The organism is Cupriavidus sp. FW306-1B-F12B (assembly GCF_058781795.1).
This window is the reverse complement of the sequence record NZ_JBYSXC010000009.1, coordinates 236,744-259,114: the sequence shown is the minus strand read 5'-3', so window position 1 is coordinate 259,114 and position 22,371 is coordinate 236,744. Positions and strand designations below refer to the sequence as shown.

At 68.8% G+C, this 22,371-nt stretch carries 20 protein-coding genes; 15 read left to right on the top strand and 5 right to left on the bottom strand.

All coding sequences use genetic code 11. The features are described from left to right. The coding region (locus AC3WLE_RS17565) for a DEAD/DEAH box helicase (RefSeq protein ID WP_492363583.1) at positions 1-1,372 on the bottom strand (1,372 nt) is incomplete at its 3' end. Positions 1,373-1,672: 300 nt separating this feature from the next. Here AC3WLE_RS17565 and AC3WLE_RS17560 point away from each other — a divergent pair. From AC3WLE_RS17560 to AC3WLE_RS17490, 15 genes are all read left to right on the top strand, one after another. Beyond that, on the top strand, positions 1,673-3,358 hold the full coding sequence (locus AC3WLE_RS17560) for a ClcB-like voltage-gated chloride channel protein (RefSeq protein ID WP_492355808.1): 1,686 nt from the start codon (positions 1,673-1,675) through the stop codon (positions 3,356-3,358). A 113-nt stretch (positions 3,359-3,471) separates the two neighbouring features. Beyond that, on the top strand, positions 3,472-3,873 hold the full coding sequence (locus tag AC3WLE_RS17555) for a hypothetical protein (protein WP_492317658.1): 402 nt from the start codon (positions 3,472-3,474) through the stop codon (positions 3,871-3,873). An 89-nt stretch (positions 3,874-3,962) separates the two neighbouring features. After that, positions 3,963-5,315 (top strand): tRNA (N6-isopentenyl adenosine(37)-C2)-methylthiotransferase MiaB, encoded by a 1,353-nt coding sequence (gene miaB, locus AC3WLE_RS17550; RefSeq protein ID WP_492351638.1) that lies wholly within the window; start codon positions 3,963-3,965, stop codon positions 5,313-5,315. Between the two features lie 33 nt (positions 5,316-5,348). Next, complete coding sequence (locus AC3WLE_RS17545; protein ID WP_010813862.1) at positions 5,349-6,347, top strand: PhoH family protein; 999 nt, start codon at positions 5,349-5,351, stop codon at positions 6,345-6,347. Further along, positions 6,348-7,094 carry an rRNA maturation RNase YbeY gene (ybeY, locus tag AC3WLE_RS17540; RefSeq protein ID WP_492355809.1) on the top strand — a complete coding sequence of 249 codons (747 nt, stop codon included), beginning with the start codon at positions 6,348-6,350 and terminating at the stop codon, positions 7,092-7,094. A gap of 144 nt (positions 7,095-7,238) precedes the next feature. Then, positions 7,239-8,126, top strand: a complete 888-nt coding sequence (locus tag AC3WLE_RS17535; RefSeq protein WP_010813864.1) for a CorC family transporter — start codon at positions 7,239-7,241, stop codon at positions 8,124-8,126. Next, positions 8,123-9,733 (top strand): apolipoprotein N-acyltransferase, encoded by a 1,611-nt coding sequence (gene lnt / locus AC3WLE_RS17530; protein ID WP_492317661.1) that lies wholly within the window; start codon positions 8,123-8,125, stop codon positions 9,731-9,733. The genes AC3WLE_RS17535 and lnt overlap by 4 nt, the downstream gene beginning before the upstream one ends. A 591-nt stretch (positions 9,734-10,324) precedes the next feature. Further along, positions 10,325-11,272: a glycine--tRNA ligase subunit alpha gene (gene glyQ / locus AC3WLE_RS17525; RefSeq protein WP_492317662.1), complete on the top strand. Its 948-nt coding sequence runs from the start codon at positions 10,325-10,327 to the stop codon at positions 11,270-11,272. Then, the gene (locus AC3WLE_RS17520) at positions 11,269-11,898 is read left to right on the top strand and encodes a hypothetical protein (protein WP_492317663.1); all 630 of its coding nucleotides are present in this window, start codon (positions 11,269-11,271) and stop codon (positions 11,896-11,898) included. The genes glyQ and AC3WLE_RS17520 overlap by 4 nt, the downstream gene beginning before the upstream one ends. A 37-nt stretch (positions 11,899-11,935) precedes the next feature. Further along, positions 11,936-14,059 carry a glycine--tRNA ligase subunit beta gene (gene glyS / locus AC3WLE_RS17515; protein WP_492355810.1) on the top strand — a complete coding sequence of 708 codons (2,124 nt, stop codon included), beginning with the start codon at positions 11,936-11,938 and terminating at the stop codon, positions 14,057-14,059. 21 nt (positions 14,060-14,080) lie between these two features. Next, positions 14,081-14,668, top strand: coding sequence for a D-glycero-beta-D-manno-heptose 1,7-bisphosphate 7-phosphatase (gmhB, locus tag AC3WLE_RS17510; RefSeq protein ID WP_010813869.1), 588 nt, complete (start codon positions 14,081-14,083; stop codon positions 14,666-14,668). 46 nt (positions 14,669-14,714) lie between these two features. Next, positions 14,715-15,479: a lysophospholipid acyltransferase family protein gene (locus AC3WLE_RS17505; RefSeq protein WP_492317665.1), complete on the top strand. Its 765-nt coding sequence runs from the start codon at positions 14,715-14,717 to the stop codon at positions 15,477-15,479. After that, positions 15,476-16,336, top strand: a complete 861-nt coding sequence (locus AC3WLE_RS17500) for a M48 family metallopeptidase (protein ID WP_492317666.1) — start codon at positions 15,476-15,478, stop codon at positions 16,334-16,336. Before AC3WLE_RS17505 ends, AC3WLE_RS17500 begins: the two co-directional genes overlap by 4 nt. An 83-nt stretch (positions 16,337-16,419) precedes the next feature. After that, the gene (gene gloA / locus AC3WLE_RS17495; protein WP_492317667.1) at positions 16,420-16,827 is read left to right on the top strand and encodes a lactoylglutathione lyase; all 408 of its coding nucleotides are present in this window, start codon (positions 16,420-16,422) and stop codon (positions 16,825-16,827) included. A 12-nt stretch (positions 16,828-16,839) separates the two neighbouring features. Continuing rightward, a complete protein-coding gene (locus AC3WLE_RS17490; protein WP_492317668.1) occupies positions 16,840-17,745 on the top strand; it encodes a DMT family transporter in 906 nt (301 codons plus the stop codon). 52 nt (positions 17,746-17,797) lie between these two features. Here AC3WLE_RS17490 and trpS read toward each other — a convergent pair whose 3' ends face one another. The 4 genes from trpS to AC3WLE_RS17470 form a co-directional block, all read right to left on the bottom strand. Beyond that, positions 17,798-18,832 (bottom strand): tryptophan--tRNA ligase, encoded by a 1,035-nt coding sequence (gene trpS, locus AC3WLE_RS17485; protein ID WP_492355811.1) that lies wholly within the window; start codon positions 18,830-18,832, stop codon positions 17,798-17,800. A gap of 63 nt (positions 18,833-18,895) precedes the next feature. Beyond that, positions 18,896-19,738, bottom strand: a complete 843-nt coding sequence (rsmA, locus tag AC3WLE_RS17480) for a 16S rRNA (adenine(1518)-N(6)/adenine(1519)-N(6))-dimethyltransferase RsmA (RefSeq protein ID WP_018312802.1) — start codon at positions 19,736-19,738, stop codon at positions 18,896-18,898. Positions 19,739-19,755: 17 nt separating this feature from the next. Next, complete coding sequence (pdxA, locus tag AC3WLE_RS17475) at positions 19,756-20,859, bottom strand: 4-hydroxythreonine-4-phosphate dehydrogenase PdxA (protein ID WP_492355812.1); 1,104 nt, start codon at positions 20,857-20,859, stop codon at positions 19,756-19,758. Between the two features lie 29 nt (positions 20,860-20,888). Continuing rightward, positions 20,889-22,364, bottom strand: a complete 1,476-nt coding sequence (locus AC3WLE_RS17470) for a peptidylprolyl isomerase (protein ID WP_492351641.1) — start codon at positions 22,362-22,364, stop codon at positions 20,889-20,891. Between the last annotated feature and the right edge of the window lie 7 nt (positions 22,365-22,371).

Here is a 22,371-nt window from a genome sequence, read left to right as displayed (position 1 = left end):
GGCCGCCTTCGGCAGCGCGCGTGCGCGGCTGGCCGCCCTGGGCTTGCCGCGGCGCAGCCTGCGCTTCGCGCGCCGGGCGCTGGCGCTGGGCGCCCTCGCCTTCGTTGCCGGCCGGACGCGCCTGGGCGCGTCCGCGGCCCTGGCCTTGTCCTTGCCCCTGGCCACCACCGCCACGCTGTTGGCGGCCCTTCTGGATCGGCTCGGGCGCGATGCTCGGGTCGACCTCGAAGCCCGGCAGCACAGTCTGCTCGAGCTTGCGCTTGATCAGGCGTTCGATATCGCGCAGCAGCGCAATCTCGTCCACGCAGACCAGCGAGATTGCTTCGCCCTCGGCGCCGGCGCGGCCGGTGCGGCCGATGCGGTGCACATAGTCCTCGGGCACGTTGGGCAGGTCGAAGTTGACCACGTGCGGCAGCTGGTCGATGTCGATGCCGCGCGCGGCGATATCGGTTGCCACCAGCAGCCGCAGCGTGCCGGACTTGAATTCCGACAGCGCGCGCGTGCGCGCCGACTGGCTCTTGTTGCCATGGATCGCCAGTGCCGACAGGCCGTCCTTGGTCAGTTGCTCGGCCAGGCGGTTGGCGCCGTGCTTGGTGCGCGTGAACACCAGCACCTGGTGCCAGTCATGCTGGCGCACCAGGTGGGCCAGCAGTTCGCGCTTGCGCTCGCGGTCCACCGGATAGACGCGCTGGTCCACGGTCTCGGCCGTGGTATTGCGCCGCGCCACCTCGATCGAGGCCGGGTTGTTCAGCAGGCGGTCGGCCAGCGCGCGGATATCGTCCGAGAACGTTGCCGAGAACAGCAGGTTCTGGCGCTTGGCCGGCAGCACGTTGAGGATCTTGCGGATATCGTGGATGAAGCCCATGTCGAGCATGCGGTCGGCTTCGTCCAGCACCAGCAGTTCCACCTGCGACAGGTCGATGGTGCGCTGGGACACGTGGTCCAGCAGACGGCCGGGCGTGGCCACCACGATCTCGACGCCGCGCTTGAGCTGTTCGATCTGCGGATTGATGCCGACGCCGCCGAACATCACCATCGAGCGCAGGCGCAGGTACTTGCCGTAGTTGCGCACGCTCTCCTCGACCTGGGCGGCCAGTTCGCGCGTGGGCGTCAGCACCAGTGCGCGCACCGGCAGGCGGGCCGGACGCTGCGCGCCATTGGCGCCGCGCGCCGCGGAATCGGACAGCAGCTGCAGCATCGGCAGCGTAAAGCCGGCGGTCTTGCCGGTGCCGGTCTGCGCGCCGGCGAGCAGGTCACCGCCCTTGAGGATGGCGGGGATCGCCTGGGCCTGGATGGGAGTCGGCGTGGTGTAGCCCTGTTCGGCCACGGCACGCACAATCTTGTCGGACAAGCCGAGTTCAGAAAAAGACATGAATTGCTGCTTGGGCCATCGCTGCGCACGCGGTGCGCCAAACGCCGGATGGCTCCTGGTAATCGGATCGGAATCGGAACGCGAACGCCGGGAAGCCGGCATGGCAGGGCACCGGCCCGCCCGCGAAGGAAAGAGCGGTAGTGTACCAGTCCGGGACCAGCGGGTTCTGCACCGCGCGCGGCCCCGCATGCGCGCCGGCGCACATCGGATCTGCGCGGGTGGCGCTGCGCTATCATGACAGCCTCTGCCCGCCCCCTCTCCGGCTCCGCACCCGCGCCACATGTGCCCCGGAAAGCCGCCATGCGCTTGCGTTTCCTCGAAGACCAGGAAGTCACCCTGTTCGCGGCCATCCCGGTCGGGATCGTCGCGGCCATTGCCACCACGCTGTTCAAGGAGGCGCTGGATGGCGCGGGCGTGGTCCTGTTTTCCAGCCATGCCGACGTGGTCGCCGTATTCGCCACGCTGGCGCTGGCGTGGCGCGTGGTGGTGCCGGCCGTGGGCGGCGCGCTGGCGGGCGGCCTGCTGGTGCTGGCCAATCGCCTGGCCGGCAGCCACGGCGGCGCCACCGACTACATGGAAGCGGTGGCCAACGGCAGCGGCCGCCTGCCGGTGCGGATCACCTTGCTGCGCGCGCTCTCGTCGTTTTTCTCGATCGTCAGCGGCAGCTCGGTCGGCAAGGAAGGCGCGATGATCCAACTGGCGGCGCTGTGCGGCTCGCTGTTCCCGTCGACCCGGCTGGAACGCGGCGGCGGCTCGAACATGCGTCGCATGCTGACCGCCTGCGGGGCCGCGGCGGGCCTTGCCACCGTTTATCACACCCCCTTCTCCGCTGCCGTCTTCGTTGCCGAAGTGGTGTTCGGGGCGCTCGCGGTGCAGCGCCTGATGCCGCTCTTCCTGGCTTCGGTGGCCGGTGCCATGGTCAGCCAGTGGCACGGCGGCCTGCAGCCGCTCTACCCGGGCCTGGATATCGCCCCCGACCTGCGCCCGCACATCCTGCTGGCCGCGGCCGCGCTGGGCGTGGCCGCCGGCATTGCAGGAGCGCTGTTCATGCGTGCGGCGGGCTTTGCGCGCAGCCGCTTTGCAGCGATGCCTGGCGGCCCGGTGGCCCGGCTGACGCTGGGCGGGGCGCTGGTCGGCGTGCTCGCGATGGCGGTGCCCGAGGTGGTTGGCAACGGCTATTCCACCATCCAGACCATCCTGCAGGAGCAGCCGCTGAGCGTGCCGGTGGCCGGCGTGCTGCTGGCCAAGCTGGTGGCTACGGTGATCAGCATGGGCTCGGGGGCGGTCGGCGGCGTGTTCACGCCTTCGCTGTTCGTGGGGGCGGCGCTCGGGCAGTTGCTGGCCATCGGCATGCAGGACACGGCGGCCGCTGCGGCGCCGCTGCTGCCGCTGGTGGGCATGAGCGCGTTCCTGGCGGCCACCAGCCAGGCGCCGCTGATGTCGGTGCTGATGGTGTTCGAGATGACGCTGGCGCCCGCGCTGCTGCTGCCGTCGATGATCGGCGCAGTGGCGGCGTACTACACCGCGTCACGCTGCCAGACGCTGTCTCTGTACAGCGTGATCGCCGAGCGCGCGCAGGCCTCGGCCGCGGCCGAACACGCCCGCACGCTGACGCTGGCGGGCCTGTGCGACCCGACCGATACCGTGCTCGACCCGAACGCCACCCTGGCGGCCGCGGCCGACAAGTTTGCCGAGACCGGGACGCGCTACCTCTATCTGGTCGAAGCGGATGGCCGCCTGCTGGGCGCGCTGTCGATCCACGCGCTGCAGCGCGCCCAGCGCGAGGGCGCCGCGGACGACGTGCTGGCGCTGGCCGAACGCGACTTCCCCGCACTGACCCCGGATTCGGGCCTGCGCGACGCCCTGGCGGTGTTTGCCGAGCACGGCATCAACCGCATCCCGCTGGTGCGCGACAGCGCCGGCCGCGAACTGATGGGCACGGTGTCCAAGCAGCGTGTGCTGCAAGAGGCATCCTGTCTGTTCTGAGCCCCGCCGCATCGCCGACCCTGTCAGGCCGCCAGCGGGGTAAAATGCCGGGTTGCGCCCGCCTTTGGGCCATTCCCGCCAACGCGTCGTCCCATTAGTCGGAGTTCTCCCCCATGCCAGCAGGTCGTGATGCGCGCCGCGAGGCGCCGGAGTCTGTCCAACCCGGGCGCGCCCGCAGGCTGTTGCCAGCGCTGGCCTGCGCCGCCGCCCTGCTGCTCGGTGCGGCAAGCGCGATGGCCCAGCCGGTGCGGGCGATCCCGGACGATGCGCAGGCGGCCAGGCTCGTTATCGCCACGCCGTCTGCCGGTGCCCCGCAGACGGCCACGCTCGACGGCAAGACCGTCGGCGTGGCGCCGGGCCTGCGCCTGTTCGGCACCGACAACCAGTTGCTGGCCAGTGCCGCGGTGGCGGGCCAGAAGCTGCCGGTGCGGTACAAGCTGGACCTGTACGGCCAGTTGCTGACCGCCTGGGTGCTGAGCGAGCCGGAACAGAAGGCGCTGAAGAAGAAATCGTAGTCCCCCGGAAGTGCGACCGGCGTACCCCACGCGCCGGCCGTGTTGTTGCAACACCCTGATGCCCCCAGGTCAACCACTGAGATCGGCATATGAAGAAAGTTTTCGTCAAGACGTACGGCTGCCAGATGAACGAGTACGACTCGGACAAGATGGTCGACGTCCTCAACGCCAGCCAGGGTCTGGAACCCACCGACAACGTCGAAGACGCCGACGTGATCCTGTTCAACACCTGTTCGGTGCGCGAGAAGGCGCAGGAGAAGGTGTTCTCGGAACTCGGCCGGATGAAGGCACTGAAGGCGGTCAAGCCTGACCTGGTGATCGGCGTGGGCGGCTGCGTGGCCAGCCAGGAAGGCGCCAGCATCGTCTCGCGCGCGCCCTATGTCGACGTGGTGTTCGGCCCGCAGACGCTGCACCGCCTGCCCGACCTGATCGCGCGGCGCCAGCGCACCGGCCAGTCGCAGGTGGATATCTCCTTCCCCGAGATCGAGAAGTTCGACCACCTGCCGCCGGCACGCGTCGAAGGCCCGAGCGCCTTTGTCTCGATCATGGAAGGCTGCTCCAAGTACTGCAGCTACTGCGTGGTGCCCTACACCCGCGGCGAGGAAGTGTCGCGCCCGTTCGAGGACGTGCTGGCCGAAGTCGCCGGCCTGGCCGAACAGGGCGTGCGCGAAGTCACGCTGCTGGGCCAGAACGTCAACGCCTACCGCGGCAAGATGGGCGACACCACCGAGATCGCCGACTTTGCGCTGCTGATCGAGTACGTGGCCGAGATTCCCGGCATCGAGCGCATCCGCTACACCACCAGCCACCCGAAGGAATTCACCTCGCGCCTGGTCGAGCTGTATGGCCGCTGCGACAAGCTGGTCAACCACCTGCACCTGCCGGTGCAGCATGCGTCCGACCGCATCCTGATGGCGATGAAGCGCGGCTACAGCGTGCTGGAGTACAAGAGCATCATCCGCAAGCTGCGCGTGCTGCGCCCGGATATGTCGATGTCTTCGGACTTTATCGTCGGCTTCCCCGGCGAGACCGATGCCGACTTCGAGAAGCTGATGGCGATGATCGAAGAGATCGGCTACGACACCTCGTTCTCGTTCATCTTCAGCCCCCGCCCGGGCACGCCCGCGGCGAACCTGCACGACGACACCCCGCACGAGGTCAAGCTGCGCCGGCTGCAGCGGCTGCAGGCCACCATCGAGGAAAACGTGCAGCGCATCAGCCAGAACATGGTCGGCACGGTGCAGCGCATCCTGGTGGAAGGCCCCGCGCGCAAGGATCCGACCGAGCTGCACGGGCGCACCGAGAACAACCGCGTGGTCAACTTTGCGCTGCCGGGCGTGCCGCAGGCAGGCCGCGACCGGCTGGTCGGCCAGTTGGTCGATGTCAGCATCACGCAGGCCTTCCCGCACTCGCTGCGCGGCGAGATCATGGTTCGGCAGTAACCAGGCACCATCCAGCGAGGCCATCGCCAACCGATGAAAATCCCTTCCGCAGAATTCGTCGCCCCCAAGGACGACAACACCCGGCTGCAGAACCTGTGCGGGCCGCTCGACGAGAACCTGCGCCAGATCGAGCAGGCGCTGGACGTGAACATCCAGCGCCGTGGCCACCGCATGACGGTGCGCGGCGGCAACGCGCAGGATGCGGCAACGGCGCTGGAGCGCTTCTACAACCAGGCGCGCACGCCGCTGTCGATCGACGACGTGCAACTGGGCCTGGTGGAAACACGCCAGCTGTCCGCGCATGGCAGCTACCTGCCCGGCAACGGCGACAATGTCGAAGAGCGCGAGATCGGCGACGAATCGCCGGTGCTGCACACGCGCCGCACCGGCCTGCAGGGCCGCACCGTGGCGCAGCGCGACTACCTGCGCAATATCCTGTCGCACGACCTGACCCTGGGTGTCGGCCCTGCCGGCACCGGCAAGACCTACCTGGCAGTGGCGTGCGCGGTCGATGCGCTGGAGCGCGACGCGGTCAAGCGCATCGTGCTGACCCGCCCGGCGGTGGAAGCCGGCGAGCGCCTGGGCTTCCTGCCCGGCGACCTGGCGCAGAAGGTCGACCCCTACCTGCGCCCGCTGTATGACGCGCTGTACGACCTGCTCGGCTTCGACCGCACCCAGAAGATGTTCGAGCGCCAGATGATCGAGATCGCGCCGCTGGCCTACATGCGCGGGCGCACGCTGAACCATGCCTTCATCATCCTGGACGAGGCGCAGAACACCACGCCCGAGCAGATGAAGATGTTCCTTACGCGCATCGGCTTCGGCTCCAAGGCGGTGATCACCGGCGACACCACCCAGATCGACCTGCCCAGGGGGCAGAAGAGCGGCCTGGTGGAGGCGCTGCACGTGCTGCGCGACGTGCGCGGCATTGCCTGCACCCGCTTTACCAGCATCGACGTGGTGCGCCATCCGCTGGTGGCCCGCATCGTCGATGCCTATGACGAATACCACGCCCAGCACAAGGACGCTTAATTGAAATCCCAGAAATCCAAGTCTTCCGCCGTGAGCCTGACCCTGTTCGACGGCGACGGCCGCGCGCGCAAGAGCGCCGCGCACGCGCTGCGCGTGCAGCTGCCCGACGGCCGCAGCCTGACGCTGGACCTGTCGCAGGCAGCCGACGGCGTGGTCGCGCTGTTGGCCGAGCACACCGACACCAACCAGCAGGCTGGCCTGCTGGTGCGCCCGGACAACCATGACTCGCTGTCGGTGGCCGTGACCGCCACGCCGGTGGTCACCTCCACCGGCACGCCGGCCACTCCGCCCGGGCTGGAGCTCGAGATCCAGAACGGCGACGGCGTCGGCAAGCGCGCCGGCCTGCCGCCGCGCCGCAAGATCGAGACCTGGGTCAAGTCGGCGCTGTATGCCGACGCCGCGCTGACCATCCGCTTCGTCGACGAGGAAGAAGGCCGCACGCTGAACCGCACCTATCGCGGCAAGGATTACGCCACCAATGTGCTGACCTTTGCCTATGCGGAGAACGAGGAAGACCCGGTCACGGGCGATATCGTGCTGTGCTGCCCGGTGGTGGAAACCGAGGCGCGCGAGCAGCGCAAGCCGCTGGAAGCGCACTATGCGCACCTGATCGTCCACGGCGTGCTGCACGCGCAAGGCTACGAGCACGAGGAAGACGTCGAGGCCGAGGAAATGGAAGCGATCGAGACCGAAACGCTGCAGGCGCTCGGTTACGCCGACCCCTACCAGAGCGACCGCGCCGCGTGATCCCCGCGTAATCCCTTTCTCACGGGCGGCGCCGACCGGGCGCCGCCTGCTGCACATATCGTCGCAGGACACCGCCCGCCGTCACGGGACGGCCAGGCTTTTAGTGTATCCTTCAGACGATCTCCACCACGCGCTCGCCGCGAAATGAACGACCCTTATCCCAGTTCGAAGCCCGCTTACCTGAAGCAGGCCGATCGTCCCAGATCGCTTCTCGAACGCCTGTCAGACCTGATTTCCCCCGAGCCGGACACCCGCGCGGAATTGCTCGAAGTGCTCCAGGAAGCGCATGAGCGCAACCTGATCGACGCCGACTCGCTGTCGATGATCGAGGGCGTGTTCCAGGTCTCCGAACTGACCGCGAGCGACATCATGGTGCCGCGCGCGCAGATGGATATGGTCAATATCGCGGATGCCCCGGAGGCGTTCATCCCCTTCATGCAGCAGACCGCGCACTCGCGCTTTCCGGTCTATGAAGGCAGCCGTGACAACATCATCGGCATCCTGCTGGCCAAGGACCTGCTGCGCTACTACACCGACCCCGCCTTCGACCTGCGCGAGACCCTGCGCCCGGCGGTGTTCATCCCCGAGTCCAAGCGCCTGAACATCCTGCTGCGCGACTTCCGCATCAACCGCAACCATATCGCCATGGTCGTCGACGAGTACGGCGGCGTGGCCGGCCTGGTGACGATCGAGGACGTGCTGGAGCAGATCGTCGGCGACATCGAGGATGAGTTCGACCTCGACGAAGACCAGGACAATATCCTGCCAATGCCCGACGGCAGCTGGCGCGTGCACGGCCTGACCGAGATCGCCCAGTTCAACGACGCCTTCGGCACCGCCTTCTCCGACCACGACGTCGATACCGTGGGCGGGCTGCTGTCCAACCACGTGGGCCACGTGCCCCACCGCGGCGAGGTCATCACCCTGCCGCCGATCCGCTTCGAGGTGCTGCGCGCCGACGCGCGCCAGGTGCACCTGCTGCAGGTGCACCGGGAATCCAACGGCGACAACGCGGGCGCGGCCGGCGCATGAAGCGTTCCGCCCCGATCCTCAACGGCGCCGCCGCTGCCGACGCCGCCCCGGCGGGTGTGCCTGGCACGCGCGCGCATTCGCGCACGGCGACCATGGCGCGGCTGCTGCTGGCCGGCGTGCTCGGCATCGCCCATACGCAAGCCTTCGCCCCCCATGACTGGTGGTGGCTGCAGATCCTGTCGCTGGCCGGCCTGGCCGCGCTGATGGCCGACGCGCCGCGCGCGCGCCTGGCCGCCGCCACTGGCTACGCCTTCGGGCTGGGCTGGTTCCTGTCCGGCATCTGGTGGCTCTATATCAGCATGCACGTCTACGGCGAGATGCCGGCGTGGATGGCCGCGCTCGCGGTGGTGCTGTTCTCTGGCTTCCTGTCGCTCTACCCGGCGCTGGCCGGCGCGCTGTGGCATCGGCTGACGGCGCGCCTGCCCGGGGCCACGCTGCTGGCGCCGCTGGCCTTCGGCGCTGCCTGGGGTCTCACCGAATGGCTGCGCGGCGTGGTGTTTACCGGCTTCCCGTGGCTGTCGGGCGGATATGCCCATGCCGATGGCCCGCTGGCCGGCTTCGCGCCGCTGCTTGGCGTATACGGCATCGGCGCCCTGGCAGCCGCGGTGGCGGCACTGCTGGCGGCTGCCGTACGCGGGCTGGGCCGCGGCGAGCGCGGCCGGGCGCTGGGCGCCTTGGCACTGGCACTGGCCCTGCCCGCCGCGGGCGCCGCGCTGGCGCCGCTGGCCTGGACCACGCCCGCCGGCAAGCCGCTGTCGGTGCGGCTGCTGCAAGGCAACGTGGCCCAGGACATCAAGTTCGAGCCCGCCGGCATCCAGCGCTCGATCGAGCTGTACCGCGACATGATCACCGCCGCGCCGGCCGACCTCGTGGTCACGCCGGAAACCGCGTTCCCGGTCATCCTGCAGGAGCTGCCGGTCGACGTGGCCGTGGCGGTGCGCGACTACGCGCTGGCCAGCGGCACCACGGTGCTGTTCGGCGCCGCCGGCGCCGACTCGCCGGTGGACTTCACCAACAGCGTCTTCGGCCTGGGCCCCGAGACCGAACGCCTGTACCGCTACAACAAGCACCACCTGGTGCCGTTCGGCGAATTCATCCCGCTGGGGTTCCGCTGGTTCGTCGACATGATGAAGATGCCGCTGGGCGACTTCCGCCGCGGCGGGCTCGACCAGGCCTCGCTGCCGGTGCGCGGCGTGCGCGTGGCGCCCAATATCTGCTACGAGGATCTGTTCGGCGAGGAGATCGCGCAGACGCTGCGCCAGCAGCCGGCGCCGGCCAATGTCCTGGCCAACCTGACCAACCTGGCGTGGTTCGGCGACACCATCGCGCTGGACCAGCACCTGCAGATCTCGCGCATGCGCGCACTGGAAACGCGCCGGCCGATGCTGCGCTCGACCAATACCGGCATGACTGCGGTGGTGCGTCCGGACGGCTCGGTGCAGCAACGCCTGCCGACCTTCACGGTCGGCACGCTGGCGGCCGAGGTGCAGGGCATGCAGGGCTTGACGCCCTATATCCGCTGGGGGAACGCGCCGGTGCTGGCGCTGTTTGCACTGGTGCTGGGGCTTGCTGCCTGGCGTATGCGCAAGCTGCGCGGTGCAGGCTGAAGGCACAGGCTGGCGCAGGCACCGGACGCGGCGGGATCGCCGCCGCCGTCCGGCGCTGGATTGCGGTGCCGGTGGTGGCGCCTCAGGTGAGCGCCAGCCGGTTCAGTTCAGCAGCCCGGTCGCCACGGACACGGTGGCCGCGGCGATCATGACCGCGATTGCGACCAGGTAAGGTTTGCGAGAAAGAAGTGCCATGATGCCAAGTCCCCATCAATAATCAGTTACCGACAAACGGCCACTGCGGTGCCAGCCAGCAGCCGCCGTGCCCGCCATGCCGGCACGGACTGTCAATCGCAACGCTCTGAAACGGGTTGCTTACTCATACTGTATACAAAAACGTTATCGGCCAGCAGCGGCCAAACCTGAAATCCGCCTCGGTATTTTCCCGATGCGTTGCGTAGGACCGACATTGGCGGGCATCCTCCACCATCGGTGCGTGACCTAGCCGGCCCCGCCAAACGGGGCGCCTCGCCAAAAAGCCGATAGAATTCAGGGTTTGGCAAAATCCGCATGCGCCGGCTCCGGCACGCGCCGCGCGGCCTGCATGCCGGGCGCCGCGACCGCGCCCGGGTGCCTCTACCTAGTCTTCATATGCTGACCTTCCAACAAATGATTCTGACCCTGCAGGCCTATTGGGACCGGCAGGGCTGCGCGCTGTTGCAACCCATCGATCTGGAGGTCGGCGCCGGCACATCCCACGTACACACCTTCCTGCGCGCGCTCGGCCCCGAGCCGTGGCGCGCCGCCTACGTGCAGCCGTCGCGCCGCCCCAAGGACGGCCGCTATGGCGAGAACCCCAACCGCCTGCAGCACTACTACCAGTACCAGGTGGTGCTCAAGCCCGCGCCGGAGAACATCCTGGAGCTGTACCTGGGCTCGCTCGAGGCGCTCGGCCTGGATCTGAAGCAGAACGACATCCGCTTCGTCGAGGACGACTGGGAGAACCCCACGCTGGGTGCCTGGGGCCTGGGCTGGGAAGTCTGGCTCAACGGCATGGAAGTGACGCAGTTCACCTACTTCCAGCAGGTGGGCGGGATCGACTGCAAGCCCATCACCGGCGAGATCACCTACGGCATCGAACGCCTGGCGATGTACCTGCAGAAGGTCGAGAACGTCTATGACCTGATCTGGACCGAGTGGGTCGAGAACGGCGAGACGCGCCGCCTGACCTATGGCGACGTGTACCACCAGAATGAAGTCGAACAGTCGACCTACAACTTCGAGCACAGCAACACCGAGATCCTGTTCCGCCATTTCGCCGAGCACGAAGGCGAGGCCAAGCGGCTGATGGGCAACGGCGAAGGCACCGAGGAAGGCCAGGCCGCCGGCACGCGCCTGGCGCTGCCCGCCTACGAGCAGGTGCTCAAGGCCGCCCACACCTTCAACCTGCTGGACGCGCGCGGCGCGATCTCGGTGACCGAGCGCGCGGCGTATATCGGCCGCATCCGCAACCTGTCGCGCCAGGTGGCGCAGGCCTACTACGACTCGCGCGAGGCCCTCGGCTTCCCGATGTGCGGCAACGGCGGAGCCCGGGCATGACGCAACTGGCGCGCAGCGCGTTGTGCTGCGCCACGGCGATCGCCGCGCTCGCCGCCGCCGGCAATGCCATCGGCGCGCGCGCGCAGGCGGCACCCAGCGCGCAGGTGCTGATGCTGCCGGCCGAACTGAGCAATGTGTGCGAGGCCGATCCGCAGGCGCTGCAGCTGGCCATGGCGCGCCAATGGCGCCCGTCGCTGAATGCGCTCGACCAGTGGACGCAGCTGGTGCGCTCGTTCTCGTGCGACCTGTCCGGCCAGCGCGACCTGGGCTGGCACCGCGTGCCGCTGCGCGCCTATGAAAGCGCGATCCGCTACCCGCTGACGTGGGTGGAGATGGAGACCCACAACGGCCGCACCCGCCGCACGGTCAAGACTTACTACTCGGCGGCGCAGCTGCCGCCGAAGATCGATTTCTGGGTGGGCGGGCGCATCGACGAGATCCGCTACGACAAGCGCCTGCGCCGCATCGACGCACGCTTCCCGGCTGCAGGCAGCCGCGGCGGCAGCAACGGCGCGGCCAGCGCCGCGGCGGCCGCGCAATGCGCCTACACCACGCTGCAATTCCGGCAACAGAACGGCCTGTGGCTGCTGTCCGGAGTGGAACCTAATCTTTCGCCGCGCTGCTGATAAGCGGCGCGCGCTTTCAACCTGTTGGATACGATTCATGTCGCAACCCATGACCGACTCGCTGCTGATCGAACTGTTCACCGAAGAGCTGCCACCCAAGGCGCTGGCGCGCCTGGGCGACGCCTTCGCGCAGGGCCTGTTCGCCGGCCTGGGCGAGCGCGACCTGCTTGAGCCGGGCGCCACCGTGACGCCGTTCGCCACCCCGCGCCGCCTGGCCGCGCTGGTGTCGGGCGTGCGCCGCAGCGCGCCGGACCGCGAGCAGCGCGAGAAGGTCCTGCCGCTGTCGGTGGCGCTGGACGCCAACGGCGAGCCCACCGCGCCGCTGGCCAAGAAGCTGGCTGCGCTGGCCAAGTCGGTCGGCGTTGCCGAGATCGACTGGCAGTCGCTGGAGCGCGCCTCCGACGGCAAGGCCGAGGCCTTCTTCTACCGCTACACCGCACGCGGCGCCGAACTGGCTGCCGCGGTGCAGGCAGCGCTGGAAGACACCATTGCGAAGCTGCCGATCCCCAAGGTCATGAGCTACCAGCGCCCGGACGGCAGCACCGTGCATTTCGTGCGCCCGGCGCACAGCCTGATCGCACTGTTCGGCGCCGAGATCCTGCCGGTGACGCTGCTGGGGCTGCAGGCCAGCAACCTGACCCAGGGCCACCGCTTCCTGTCGCATGGCGTGATCGAGATCGCGCATGCCAATGACTATGCGCAGCGGCTGGAATCCGCCGGCCACGTGGTCGCCAGCTACGCCGAGCGCCGCGAGCGCATGCGCGCCGCGCTGCTCAAGGAAGCCGGCGCCGACCAGGTGATCATGCCCGAGTCGCTGCTCGATGAAGTCAATTCGCTGGTGGAATGGCCGGTGGTCTATGCCTGCCATTTCGAGGAAGCCTTCCTGGCAGTGCCGCAGGAATGCCTGATCCTGACCATGCAGACCAACCAGAAGTACTTTGCGCTGACCGATGCCGACGGCCACCTGCGCAACCGCTTCCTGATCGTGTCGAACCTGGCCACCGAGACGCCGCAGTCGATCATCACCGGCAACGAGCGCGTGGTGCGCCCGCGCCTGGCCGATGCCAAGTTCTTCTTCGACCAGGACCGCAAGAAGACGCTGGCGTCGCGCGTGCCGCAGCTGGCCAGCGTGGTCTACCACAACAAGATCGGCACCCAGCTGGACCGCGTGCAGCGCCTGCAGCAGATCGCCGGCCATATCGCCGATGCGCTCAACGCAGTCGGCGTGCCTACCGACAAGGCCGCCGCGATGCGCGGCGCCGAACTGGCCAAGGCCGACCTGCTGACCGACATGGTCGGCGAGTTCCCCGAGCTGCAGGGCACCATGGGCACGTACTATGCCCGCCACGACGACGAAGCCGAAGACGTGGCGCTGGCCTGCTCCGAACACTACCGACCGCGCTTTGCCGGCGATGCGCTGCCCGCAGGTGCGGTCAGCACCGCCGTGGCGCTGGCCGACAAGCTCGAGACCCTGGTCGGGATCTGGGGCATCGGCCTGCAGCCCACCGGCGAGAAGGATCCGTTCGCGCTGCGCCGCCATGCGCTGGGCATCCTGCGCATGCTGATCGAAAAGCCGCTGGCGCTGTCGCTGACGTCGATGCTGGCGCTGACGCAGCAGGCCTTTGCCGGCATCGCTGCAGTCAAGCCGGCACCCGAGGCGATCGCCGACTTCCTGTACGACCGCGTGCGCGGCTACCTGAAGGACAAGGGCTACACCACCAACGAAGTCGAGGCCGTGGTCAGCCTGCGCCCGGACCAGCTGCACGACATCCTGGGCCGCATGGAAGCCGTGCGCACCTTTGCCGCGCTGCCCGAGGCCGAGGCCCTGGCCGCCGCCAACAAGCGCATCACCAACATCCTGCGCAAGAACACCGAGCCGGTCGGCACGGTCGATCCGGCGCTGTTCCGGGAAGAGGCCGAAGGCGCGCTGCACGCCGCCATCGAGCGCGTGCGCCCGGCCGTGGAAGCCGCCTTCGCCAGCGGCGATTTCACCGCCGCGCTGCGCGACCTGGCCCAGCTGCGCGATGCCGTCGACCGTTTCTTCAATGATGTGATGGTGATGGCCGAGGACGAGCAGCTGCGCGCCAACCGCCTGGCGCTGCTGGCTTCGCTGCACGCGATGGCCAACCGCGTGGCCGACATCTCCAAGCTGGCCGCCTGATCTCAGCCACCGGAGCCGCACATGCCGCAGACGCCGCCCAAGTTTGTCATCCTGGACCGCGACGGGGTGGTCAACCTCGACAGCGACCAGTTCATCAAGACGCCCGATGAATGGGTGCCGATAGACGGCAGCCTTGAGGCCATCGCCGCGCTGAACCAGGCCGGCTACCGCGTGGTCCTCGCCAGCAACCAGTCCGGCATCGGCCGCGGGCTGTTCGAGATGAGCGCGCTCAACGCCATGCACGAGAAGATGCACACGTTGCTCGCGCGCCTGGGCGGGCGCGTCGACGCGGTGTTCTTCTGCCCGCATACCGCCGCGGACGGCTGCGATTGCCGCAAGCCCAAGCCCGGCATGCTGGAGCAGATCAGCGAGCGCTTCGGCATCGAGCTCCGCGGCGTGCCCATCGTTGGCGATTCGTTGCGCGACCTGGAAGCCGGCGTGGCGGTCGGTTGCGCGCCGCACCTGGTACGCAGCGGCAAGGGCCAGAAGACCCTCGACCAGGGCGCCCTGCCGCCGGGCACGCAAGTGCACGACGACCTGCTCGCGTTTGCGCGCTGGCTGACCGGCAACGGCGGCGCACAGCGCCCGCCCACTCATAGCGCCGGCTGACCGCCCGCATCCATTCCCTATTCGCACCCCCGCGCGCCCCCCCCGCATGACGTTTCTCCGTTCCCTGTTGTTTGCGCTGTACCTGCTGGTGCTGACGCCGCCGTACGCCTGCGCCTGCTTCCTGGTGTTCCCGTTCATGAATGCCGACCAGCGCTTCCGCTTCGTGCGCGGCTGGCCCCTGCTGGTGATCTGGGCCGCGCGCGGCATCTGCGGCATCCAGTACCGCATCGAAGGCCATGAGCATATGGACGTGATGCTCGACAAGCCGGTGGTGCTGCTGTCCAAGCACCAGTCAGCCTGGGAAACCGTGGCCTACGTGGCGCTGATGCCCAAGCCGCTGTGCTTCGTGTTCAAGCGCGAGCTGCTGCTGGTGCCGTTCTTCGGCTGGGCGCTGGGCATGCTGAAGATGGTCCATATCAACCGCAAGGAAGGCACCCGCGCCTTCGCCTCGGCCGCGCGTCAGGGCCGCGAGCGGCTGGCCGAAGGCGCCTGGATCATCATGTTCCCGGAAGGCACGCGCACGCCTTCGGGCCTGGAGAAGGCACGCTACAAGAGCGGCGGCGCGCGCCTGGCGGTGGAAACCGGCGCCTGGGTGCTGCCGATGGCGGTCAACTCGGGCCGGGTGTGGCCGCGCAATTCGTTCCTGAAGCACCCGGGCATGGTGACGATCTCGGTCGGCCCGGCGATCGCCTCGGCCAACAAGACCGCGGACCAGCTCAACCAGGAGGTGGCGGAATGGATCGAGCGCGACATGCGCCGCATCGATCCGCAGAGCTACCGGAGCGCGGCCCCGGCCGGGCCCGCCGCATGAAGCTGCTGCGACCCGCCACCGACGCCGACGGCGCGCAGCTGGAGCTGCCGCTGGCGGAGTCCGCCCAGGCGCCGCAGCCTGCGGCCCCGCTTGCGCCGGAGCCCCCGCAGCAGCCCGCCTGGCCGGTGCCGCAACCCAACGCACGCCTGCTGCGTATCGGCGAACGGCCGCTGCACTACACGCTCAAGCGCTCGGCGCGCCGCACCATCGGCTTCACCATCGACGACCGCGGCCTGTCGATCACGGCGCCGCGCTGGGTCACGCTGGCGGACATCGAGTCGGCCATCCTGGAAAAACAGCGCTGGATCTTCAACAAGCTGGGCGAGTGGCGCCACCGCGAGTCGCGCCGCATCCTGCCCACGGTGCAATGGCGCGACGGCGCCAGCCTGCCCTTCCTGGGGCAGCCGCTGACGCTGTCGCTGGAGTCGCCGCTCGGCGCGCTGCTGTTCGATGCCGACCGCCGCGTGCTGCACCTGGCGCTGCCGGGCCATGCCGACGAGCAGCAGATCAAGGACCGCGTGCAGGGCTGGCTGCAGCAGCAGGCGCGCCGGCTGCTGGCCGAGCGCCTCGATATCTACGCCGACAAGCTGGGCGTGCGCCACACCGGCTTTGCGCTGACCTCGGCCGCCACGCGCTGGGGCAGCTGCACCGCCGACGGCAAGATCCGGCTGAACTGGCGCCTGATGCATTTCCCGCTGTCGATGATCGACTATGTCGCCGCGCACGAGCTGGCGCACCTGAAGGAAATGAACCACGGCCCGCGTTTCTGGCAGACCGTGGAATCGATCTTCCCCGAGTTCCGCGATGCGCGCGCGCAACTGCGGGCGCACCCGCCCGAGCTGTTGCCGACATTCTGAGCGAGCGGGAGCGGGCCGGTACGTTTCGGCCAAACGCACTAAAATGGCGCCTTCCTATACCTAAAACAGTTGAAGGCCCTCAAATGCGACTCCTCCACACCATGCTGCGCGTCGGCGACATGCAGCGCTCCATCGATTTCTACACCCGCGTGCTCGGCATGCAGCTGCTGCGCCAGAGCGACAACCCTGAGTACAAGTACCGCCTCGCCTTCGTCGGCTACGGCCCCGAGAGCGAGACCGCGGTGCTGGAGCTGACCTACAACTACGGCGTCGACCAGTATGACCTGGGCACGGCCTACGGCCATATCGCGCTGGAGACCGACGATGCCGCGGCCGCCTGCGAGCGCATCCGCGCCGCCGGCGGCAAGGTCACGCGCGAAGCCGGCCCGGTCAAGGGCGGCACCACCGTGATCGCCTTTGTCGAAGACCCGGACGGCTACAAGATCGAACTGATCGAGCGCCATTCCACCCGCGACGCCAGCCGTCCCTGACGGACGCTGACGATGAGCACGCAAGCCCTGACCCGGCAGCCGCTCGACGGCATCGCCGTGGGCCTGATGGTGGTGCTGTGCGCCGCCTGGGGCCTGCAGCAGGTGGTGATCAAGGTCACCGCGCCGCTGATGGGCGCGGTGCTGCAGGCCGGCGTGCGCTCGGCGGTGGCGGCGTTGCTGGTGTTCGGCTTTGCCGCCTGGCGCGGCACGCCGCTGTGGCGGCGCGACGGCACGCTGAACGCCGGCTTGCTGGCCGGGCTGCTGTTCGGCGCAGAGTTCTTCTGCATCTTCGTCGGGCTGGGACACACCACGGCCTCGCGCATGGCGGTGTTCCTGTACACCGCGCCGATCTTCACCGCGCTGGGCCTGCATTTCGTGGTGCCGGGCGAGCGCTTGCACACCGGGCAATGGCTGGGCGTGGCGCTCGCGTTCGCGGGCATGGCGCTGGCCTTTGCCGATGGCATTGCCGCGCCGTCGGCGCAGGGCAGCACGCTGCTGGGCGATGCGCTTGGCATCCTCGCCGGCGCACTGTGGGCTGCCACCACCGTGGTGGTGCGCGCCAGCCCGCTGGCCAGCGCCCCGGCCAGCAAGACCCTGCTGTACCAGCTGGCGGTGTCCGCGGTGATGCTGCTGGCGATGGCGGTGGCCGCCGGCCAGACCGCAACCGTGCAGATCGACGGGGTGGTGCTGGCGAGCCTGTTCTACCAGTCAGTGCTGATCGCGTTTGCCAGCTACCTGACCTGGTTCTGGCTGCTGCGGCGCTACCTGGCGTCGCGGCTGTCGGTATTTTCCTTCCTGACGCCGCTGTTCGGGGTCGCCTTCGGCGTGGTGCTGATGCACGACGCGGTGGGCCCGCGCTTTGCCATGGCGGCACTCCTGGTGCTGGCCGGCATCGTGCTGGTCAATCGCCGCGCCTGAGCGGCGCGGCAAGCGCAATACTGCGGCGGCCGGAGCCGCCGCTGCCTGACGCTCAGCGGCGTGCCTCGAACGAAAACATGCCGAGCGCGTCGCGCACTTCGTCCAGCGTCTGCTGGGTCAGCGCGCGTGCCTTCGCGGTGCCCTGGCGCAGGATGTCGAACACATAGTCCGGATCCTTGGCCAGTTCTTCGCGGCGCGCGCGGATCGGGGCCAGCATGTCCTGCAGGATGGCCTCGACGCGGCGCTTGAGCACCATGTCGCCCAGGCCGCCCTTCTGGTAGTGCTCCTTCAGCGCCTTGACTTCCTCGGTGTTGGGATCGAACGCATCCAGGTAGGTGAACACCACGTTGCCCTCGACCTGGCCCGGGTCCGACACGCGCAGGTGGTTGGGGTCGGTGTACATGCTGTGCACCGCAGCCTTGATCTGCTCGGGCGAAGCCCCCAGCGCGATCGCGTTGCCCAGCGACTTGCTCATCTTGGCCTTGCCGTCGACGCCAGGCAGGCGGCCGAACTCGGGGATCAGGGCCTTGCATTCGGGCAGCACTTCGCGGCCGACCTGGTGGTTGATGCGGCGCACGATCTCGTTGGTCTGCTCGATCAGCGGCGCCTGGTCTTCGCCCACCGGCACCACGTGGGCCTTGAAGGCAGTGATGTCCGCGGCCTGCGATGCCGGGTAGCACAGGAAGCCGGCCGGGATGTCGCGGCCAAAGCCACGCGCCTGGATCTCTTCCTTGATGGTCGGGTTGCGCTCGAGCCGCGCCACCGTGACGAAGTTCAGGTACATCAGCGTCAGCTCGGCCAGCGCCGGCAGGTGCGACTGCACGGTGATGGTGGTCTTGGCCGGGTCGATGCCCACGGCCAGGTAGTCCAGCGCCACTTCCAGCACGTTGCGGCGCACCTTGTCGGGATCGTGCGCGTTGTCGGTCATGGCCTGGGTGTCGGCCAGCAGCACGTATTGCTCATGCGTGTCCTGCAGCGTCACGCGGCTCTTCAGCGAGCCGACATAGTGGCCAAGGTGCAGCGGGCCGGTGGGACGGTCGCCGGTCAGGATCACGGGACGCCGGTTGGTTTGGGTCTGGGCTGTCATGGGACGGTCTTGCACGAAATAGTCGCGGGAAACTCGGGATTCGGGAATCGGGATGTGCGGGCCTCAGGCGGCCTGTCCGGCCTGGCCGGATGGCGTACCACCGAGGCGCCGGGCCAGTTCGACATATTCGCCGACGGGCACTTCCTCGGCGCGGCGGCCGAGGTCGAAGCCCATCGCATCGAAGTCGACCTGGTCGCGCAGGAACGAGAGCGTGTTGCGCAGCACCTTGCGCCGCTGCGAGAACGCTGCAGTGACCACGTCGCCCAGCACGGTGATGTCGCAATCGGCATGCGGCGAACGCAGCCGGCCGTCGCTGTGGCGCGGCCACGGGATCATGCGGACCACGGCGGAATCGACCTTGGGCGGCGGATTGAAGGCGCCCGGCGGTACGTCCAGCACGTGTTCCATGTAGTAGCGCACCTGCAGCATGATCGAGAGCCGGCCAAAGGCCTTGCTGCCGGGTTCGGCCACCATGCGCTCCACCACCTCTTTCTGCAGCATGAAGTGCTGGTCGCGCACCTGGTCGGCGAAATCCATCAGGTGGAACAGCAGCGGGCTGGAGATGTTGTACGGCAGGTTGCCGACGATGCGCAGCGGGCGGCCGGGCACGGCGAGCTTGTCGAAATCGAACGCCAGCGCATCGCCGGCGTGGACCTGCAGGCGCTCGCCATAGCGGCGGCGCAGGCGCTCGACCAGATCGCGGTCCAGCTCAACCACCTGCATCTGCGGGATCCGTTCGAGCAGCGGGTCGGTCAGCGCGCCCAGACCGGGACCGATCTCGACCAGCACGTCGTCGGCCTGCGGGCTGATGGCATTGACGATGCCGTGGATGATGGTGTCGTCGACCAGGAAGTTCTGCCCGAATCGTTTGCGGGCCACATGGCCCTGGTGCACGTTTGAACGCATGGGTTATTCGTCCAGCTTCAGCATGGCGGCTGCAGGCCGGAATGGGTGTGGCCAGGATGGCTGCCCGTGGCACCGTTGCTGCCAGGGCGCCGGCCATTGGCGTGGCCGGCCATGGTGACCGCACTGCGGATGGCCTCGATCATGCTGCCGTGTTCGGCCTGGCCGGTGCCGGCAAGGTCGAGCGCGGTGCCATGGTCCACCGAGGTGCGGATAAAGGGCAGCCCCAGCGTGATATTCACGCCGTGGCCGAAGGTGCCGTATTTCAATGGCGCCAGCCCCTGGTCATGGTACATCGCCAGCACGCAGTCGGCATCGCGCAGGTGGCGCGGCTGGAACAGCGTGTCGGCCGGAAAGGGCCCGCGCGCGTCGATGCCGGCATCTTTTGCCTGCGCCAGCGCGGGCGTGATGATGTCGATCTCTTCGCGGCCCATATGGCCGCTTTCGCCGGCGTGCGGGTTCAGGCCCGTGACCAGGATGCGCGGCCGCGAGATGCCGAAGTACCGGCGCAGGTCGGCATCGATGATCGACAGCGTCTGCACCAGCAGCGGCACCGACAGCGCATCGGGCACCGCGCGCAGCGGCAGGTGGGTGGTGGCCAGCGCCACGCGCAGCATGGCGCCGTCGTGCGCGGGCTGCGGGCCGGCCAGCATCATCACCACGCGCGGCACGCGGGCGCTCTCGGCCAGGTATTCGGTATGGCCGGTGAAGGGGACGCCGGCGTCGTTGATGGTGCTCTTCTGCACCGGCGCCGTGATCATTGCGGCATACCGGGGCGCGGCCTTGCCGCGCGCGCGGCAGCCGTGGATGGCGGCATCGAGCAGCTTCAGCACATAGGGGCCGTTGCGCGCGTCGAGCCGCCCGGCCTCGCACGCGACCGCCAGCGGGATGTCCTCGACCACCACGTCGCCGTCGGCAATGCGCCGCTCCCAGGCGTGCGTGGCGCCCAGCGCCGCCGCGCGGTCGGCCAGCAGGCGGGCATCGCCCAGCACATGGAAGCGGTATTGCCCGCCGCCGACGCCATTGTTGGCGCCCGCCAGCTGCAGCAACGCCCCGATGGTGATATCGGGACCGATGCCGGCGGGTTCTCCGGTCGAGATGGCAAGGGCTAGCGGGTCGGGCATGTCAGGTCAGCGGATCGGGGACCGGCGCTTCAGCGCTGCCGGTTGACCCGGTACTCCACGTACGCCTGCGAACGCAGCTGGCGCACCCAGTCATCATAGGCTGCGCGCAGCTTCTGTTCGCGGACTTCGGCACGGGCGAAGTCGCGCTGCTTCTCGGGCGACATCTCGGTCTCGCGCCGGTTGAGCACCTGGATCAGGTGCACGCCGAACTGCGTGACCACCGGCTCCGAGATCTCGTTCGGGCGCAGACGGCTCATGGCCTGCTCGAACTCGGGCACCAGCTCTCCCGGCGAGACCCAGCCGAGGTCGCCGCCGTTCTGCGCCGAGCCGTCCTGCGAGAAGCGCTTGGCCGCGTCGGCAAAATCGCCGCCGTGGGTGATGCGGTCGCGCAGCGTGCTGAGCTGGCGGCGCGCCTCGGCCTCGGGCATGTTGGGGCCGGTGCGGATCAGGATATGGCGCACCTGGGTCTGGGTGATCTTCGAGGCCGCGGCCGGGCCGGATGCCGGCGCCGCGCGCTTGGCCACCAGCTTGACCACATGGAAGCCCGCCGCGCTCTCCACCACCTGCGGCGCCACCCCGCCAGCCTGCAGGTCGACCACGGCGTTGGCGAACAGTGCCGGCAGGCGGCCGATCTCGCGGAAGCCCATCGCGCCGCCCTGGGCCGCCTCGGGGCCCTCGGAGTTGGCCTGCGCCAGCTGTGCGAAGTCGGCACCGCCCTGGGCCTGCTTGAGCAGCCCTTCGGCCTTGGCGCGCTGCGCCTGCTTCTGTGCGTCCGAGGCATTCTCGGGCACGCGCACGAGGATCTGCGCCACGTTGTATTCGGTCGGGCCGCTGGCGGCGCCCTGTCCGCCGCGGGCCGCCAGGTAGTTGTCGATCTCGCCGTCGTAGACCTGCACCTTGGAATCGACCTCGCGCTCGCGCAGGCGGATCACCTGCACCTGCTTGCGCAGTTCCTCGCGGTACTTGGTCCAGGTCATGCCGCTGGCCTCGACGCGGCGGCGCAGCTCGGTCGCGTTCAGCCGGTTCTGCTGTGCCACCGATTCGATGGCACGGTCGATTTCCTGGTCGGTCACGCGGATGCCGGCCTCCTGCGCGGCCTGGGTCTGCACGCGCTCCATTACCAGGCGCTCAAGCACCTCGCCCAGCAGGTCGGCGCGCGCGGGCGCCGGGCGGCCGGCGGCACGCAGCTGGCCTTCGATTTCATCGGCACGGTCGAGCAGCTCGCGCCGCGTGATCACGCTGTTGTTGACGACCGCGACCACTTCGTCGACCAGTTGCGAACGCTTCTGGCCCCCGGCCTGGGGCACGCCCAGCTTGGGCTGGCTCGACGGCGCCGCGACGTCAGACGCCTGCGGCACGAAGATGCCACTGGAGCGCGGCGCCGTCCCGGGCGCCTTGAGCTGCGCCGCAGCCGGCACCGTCATGGCGGCCAGCACGGCCGGCAGCAGCAAGCGGTGCCAGGACGTCAGGAGAAAGGAAAACACGGCGAATTCTTGACGTTTCATCGTAATC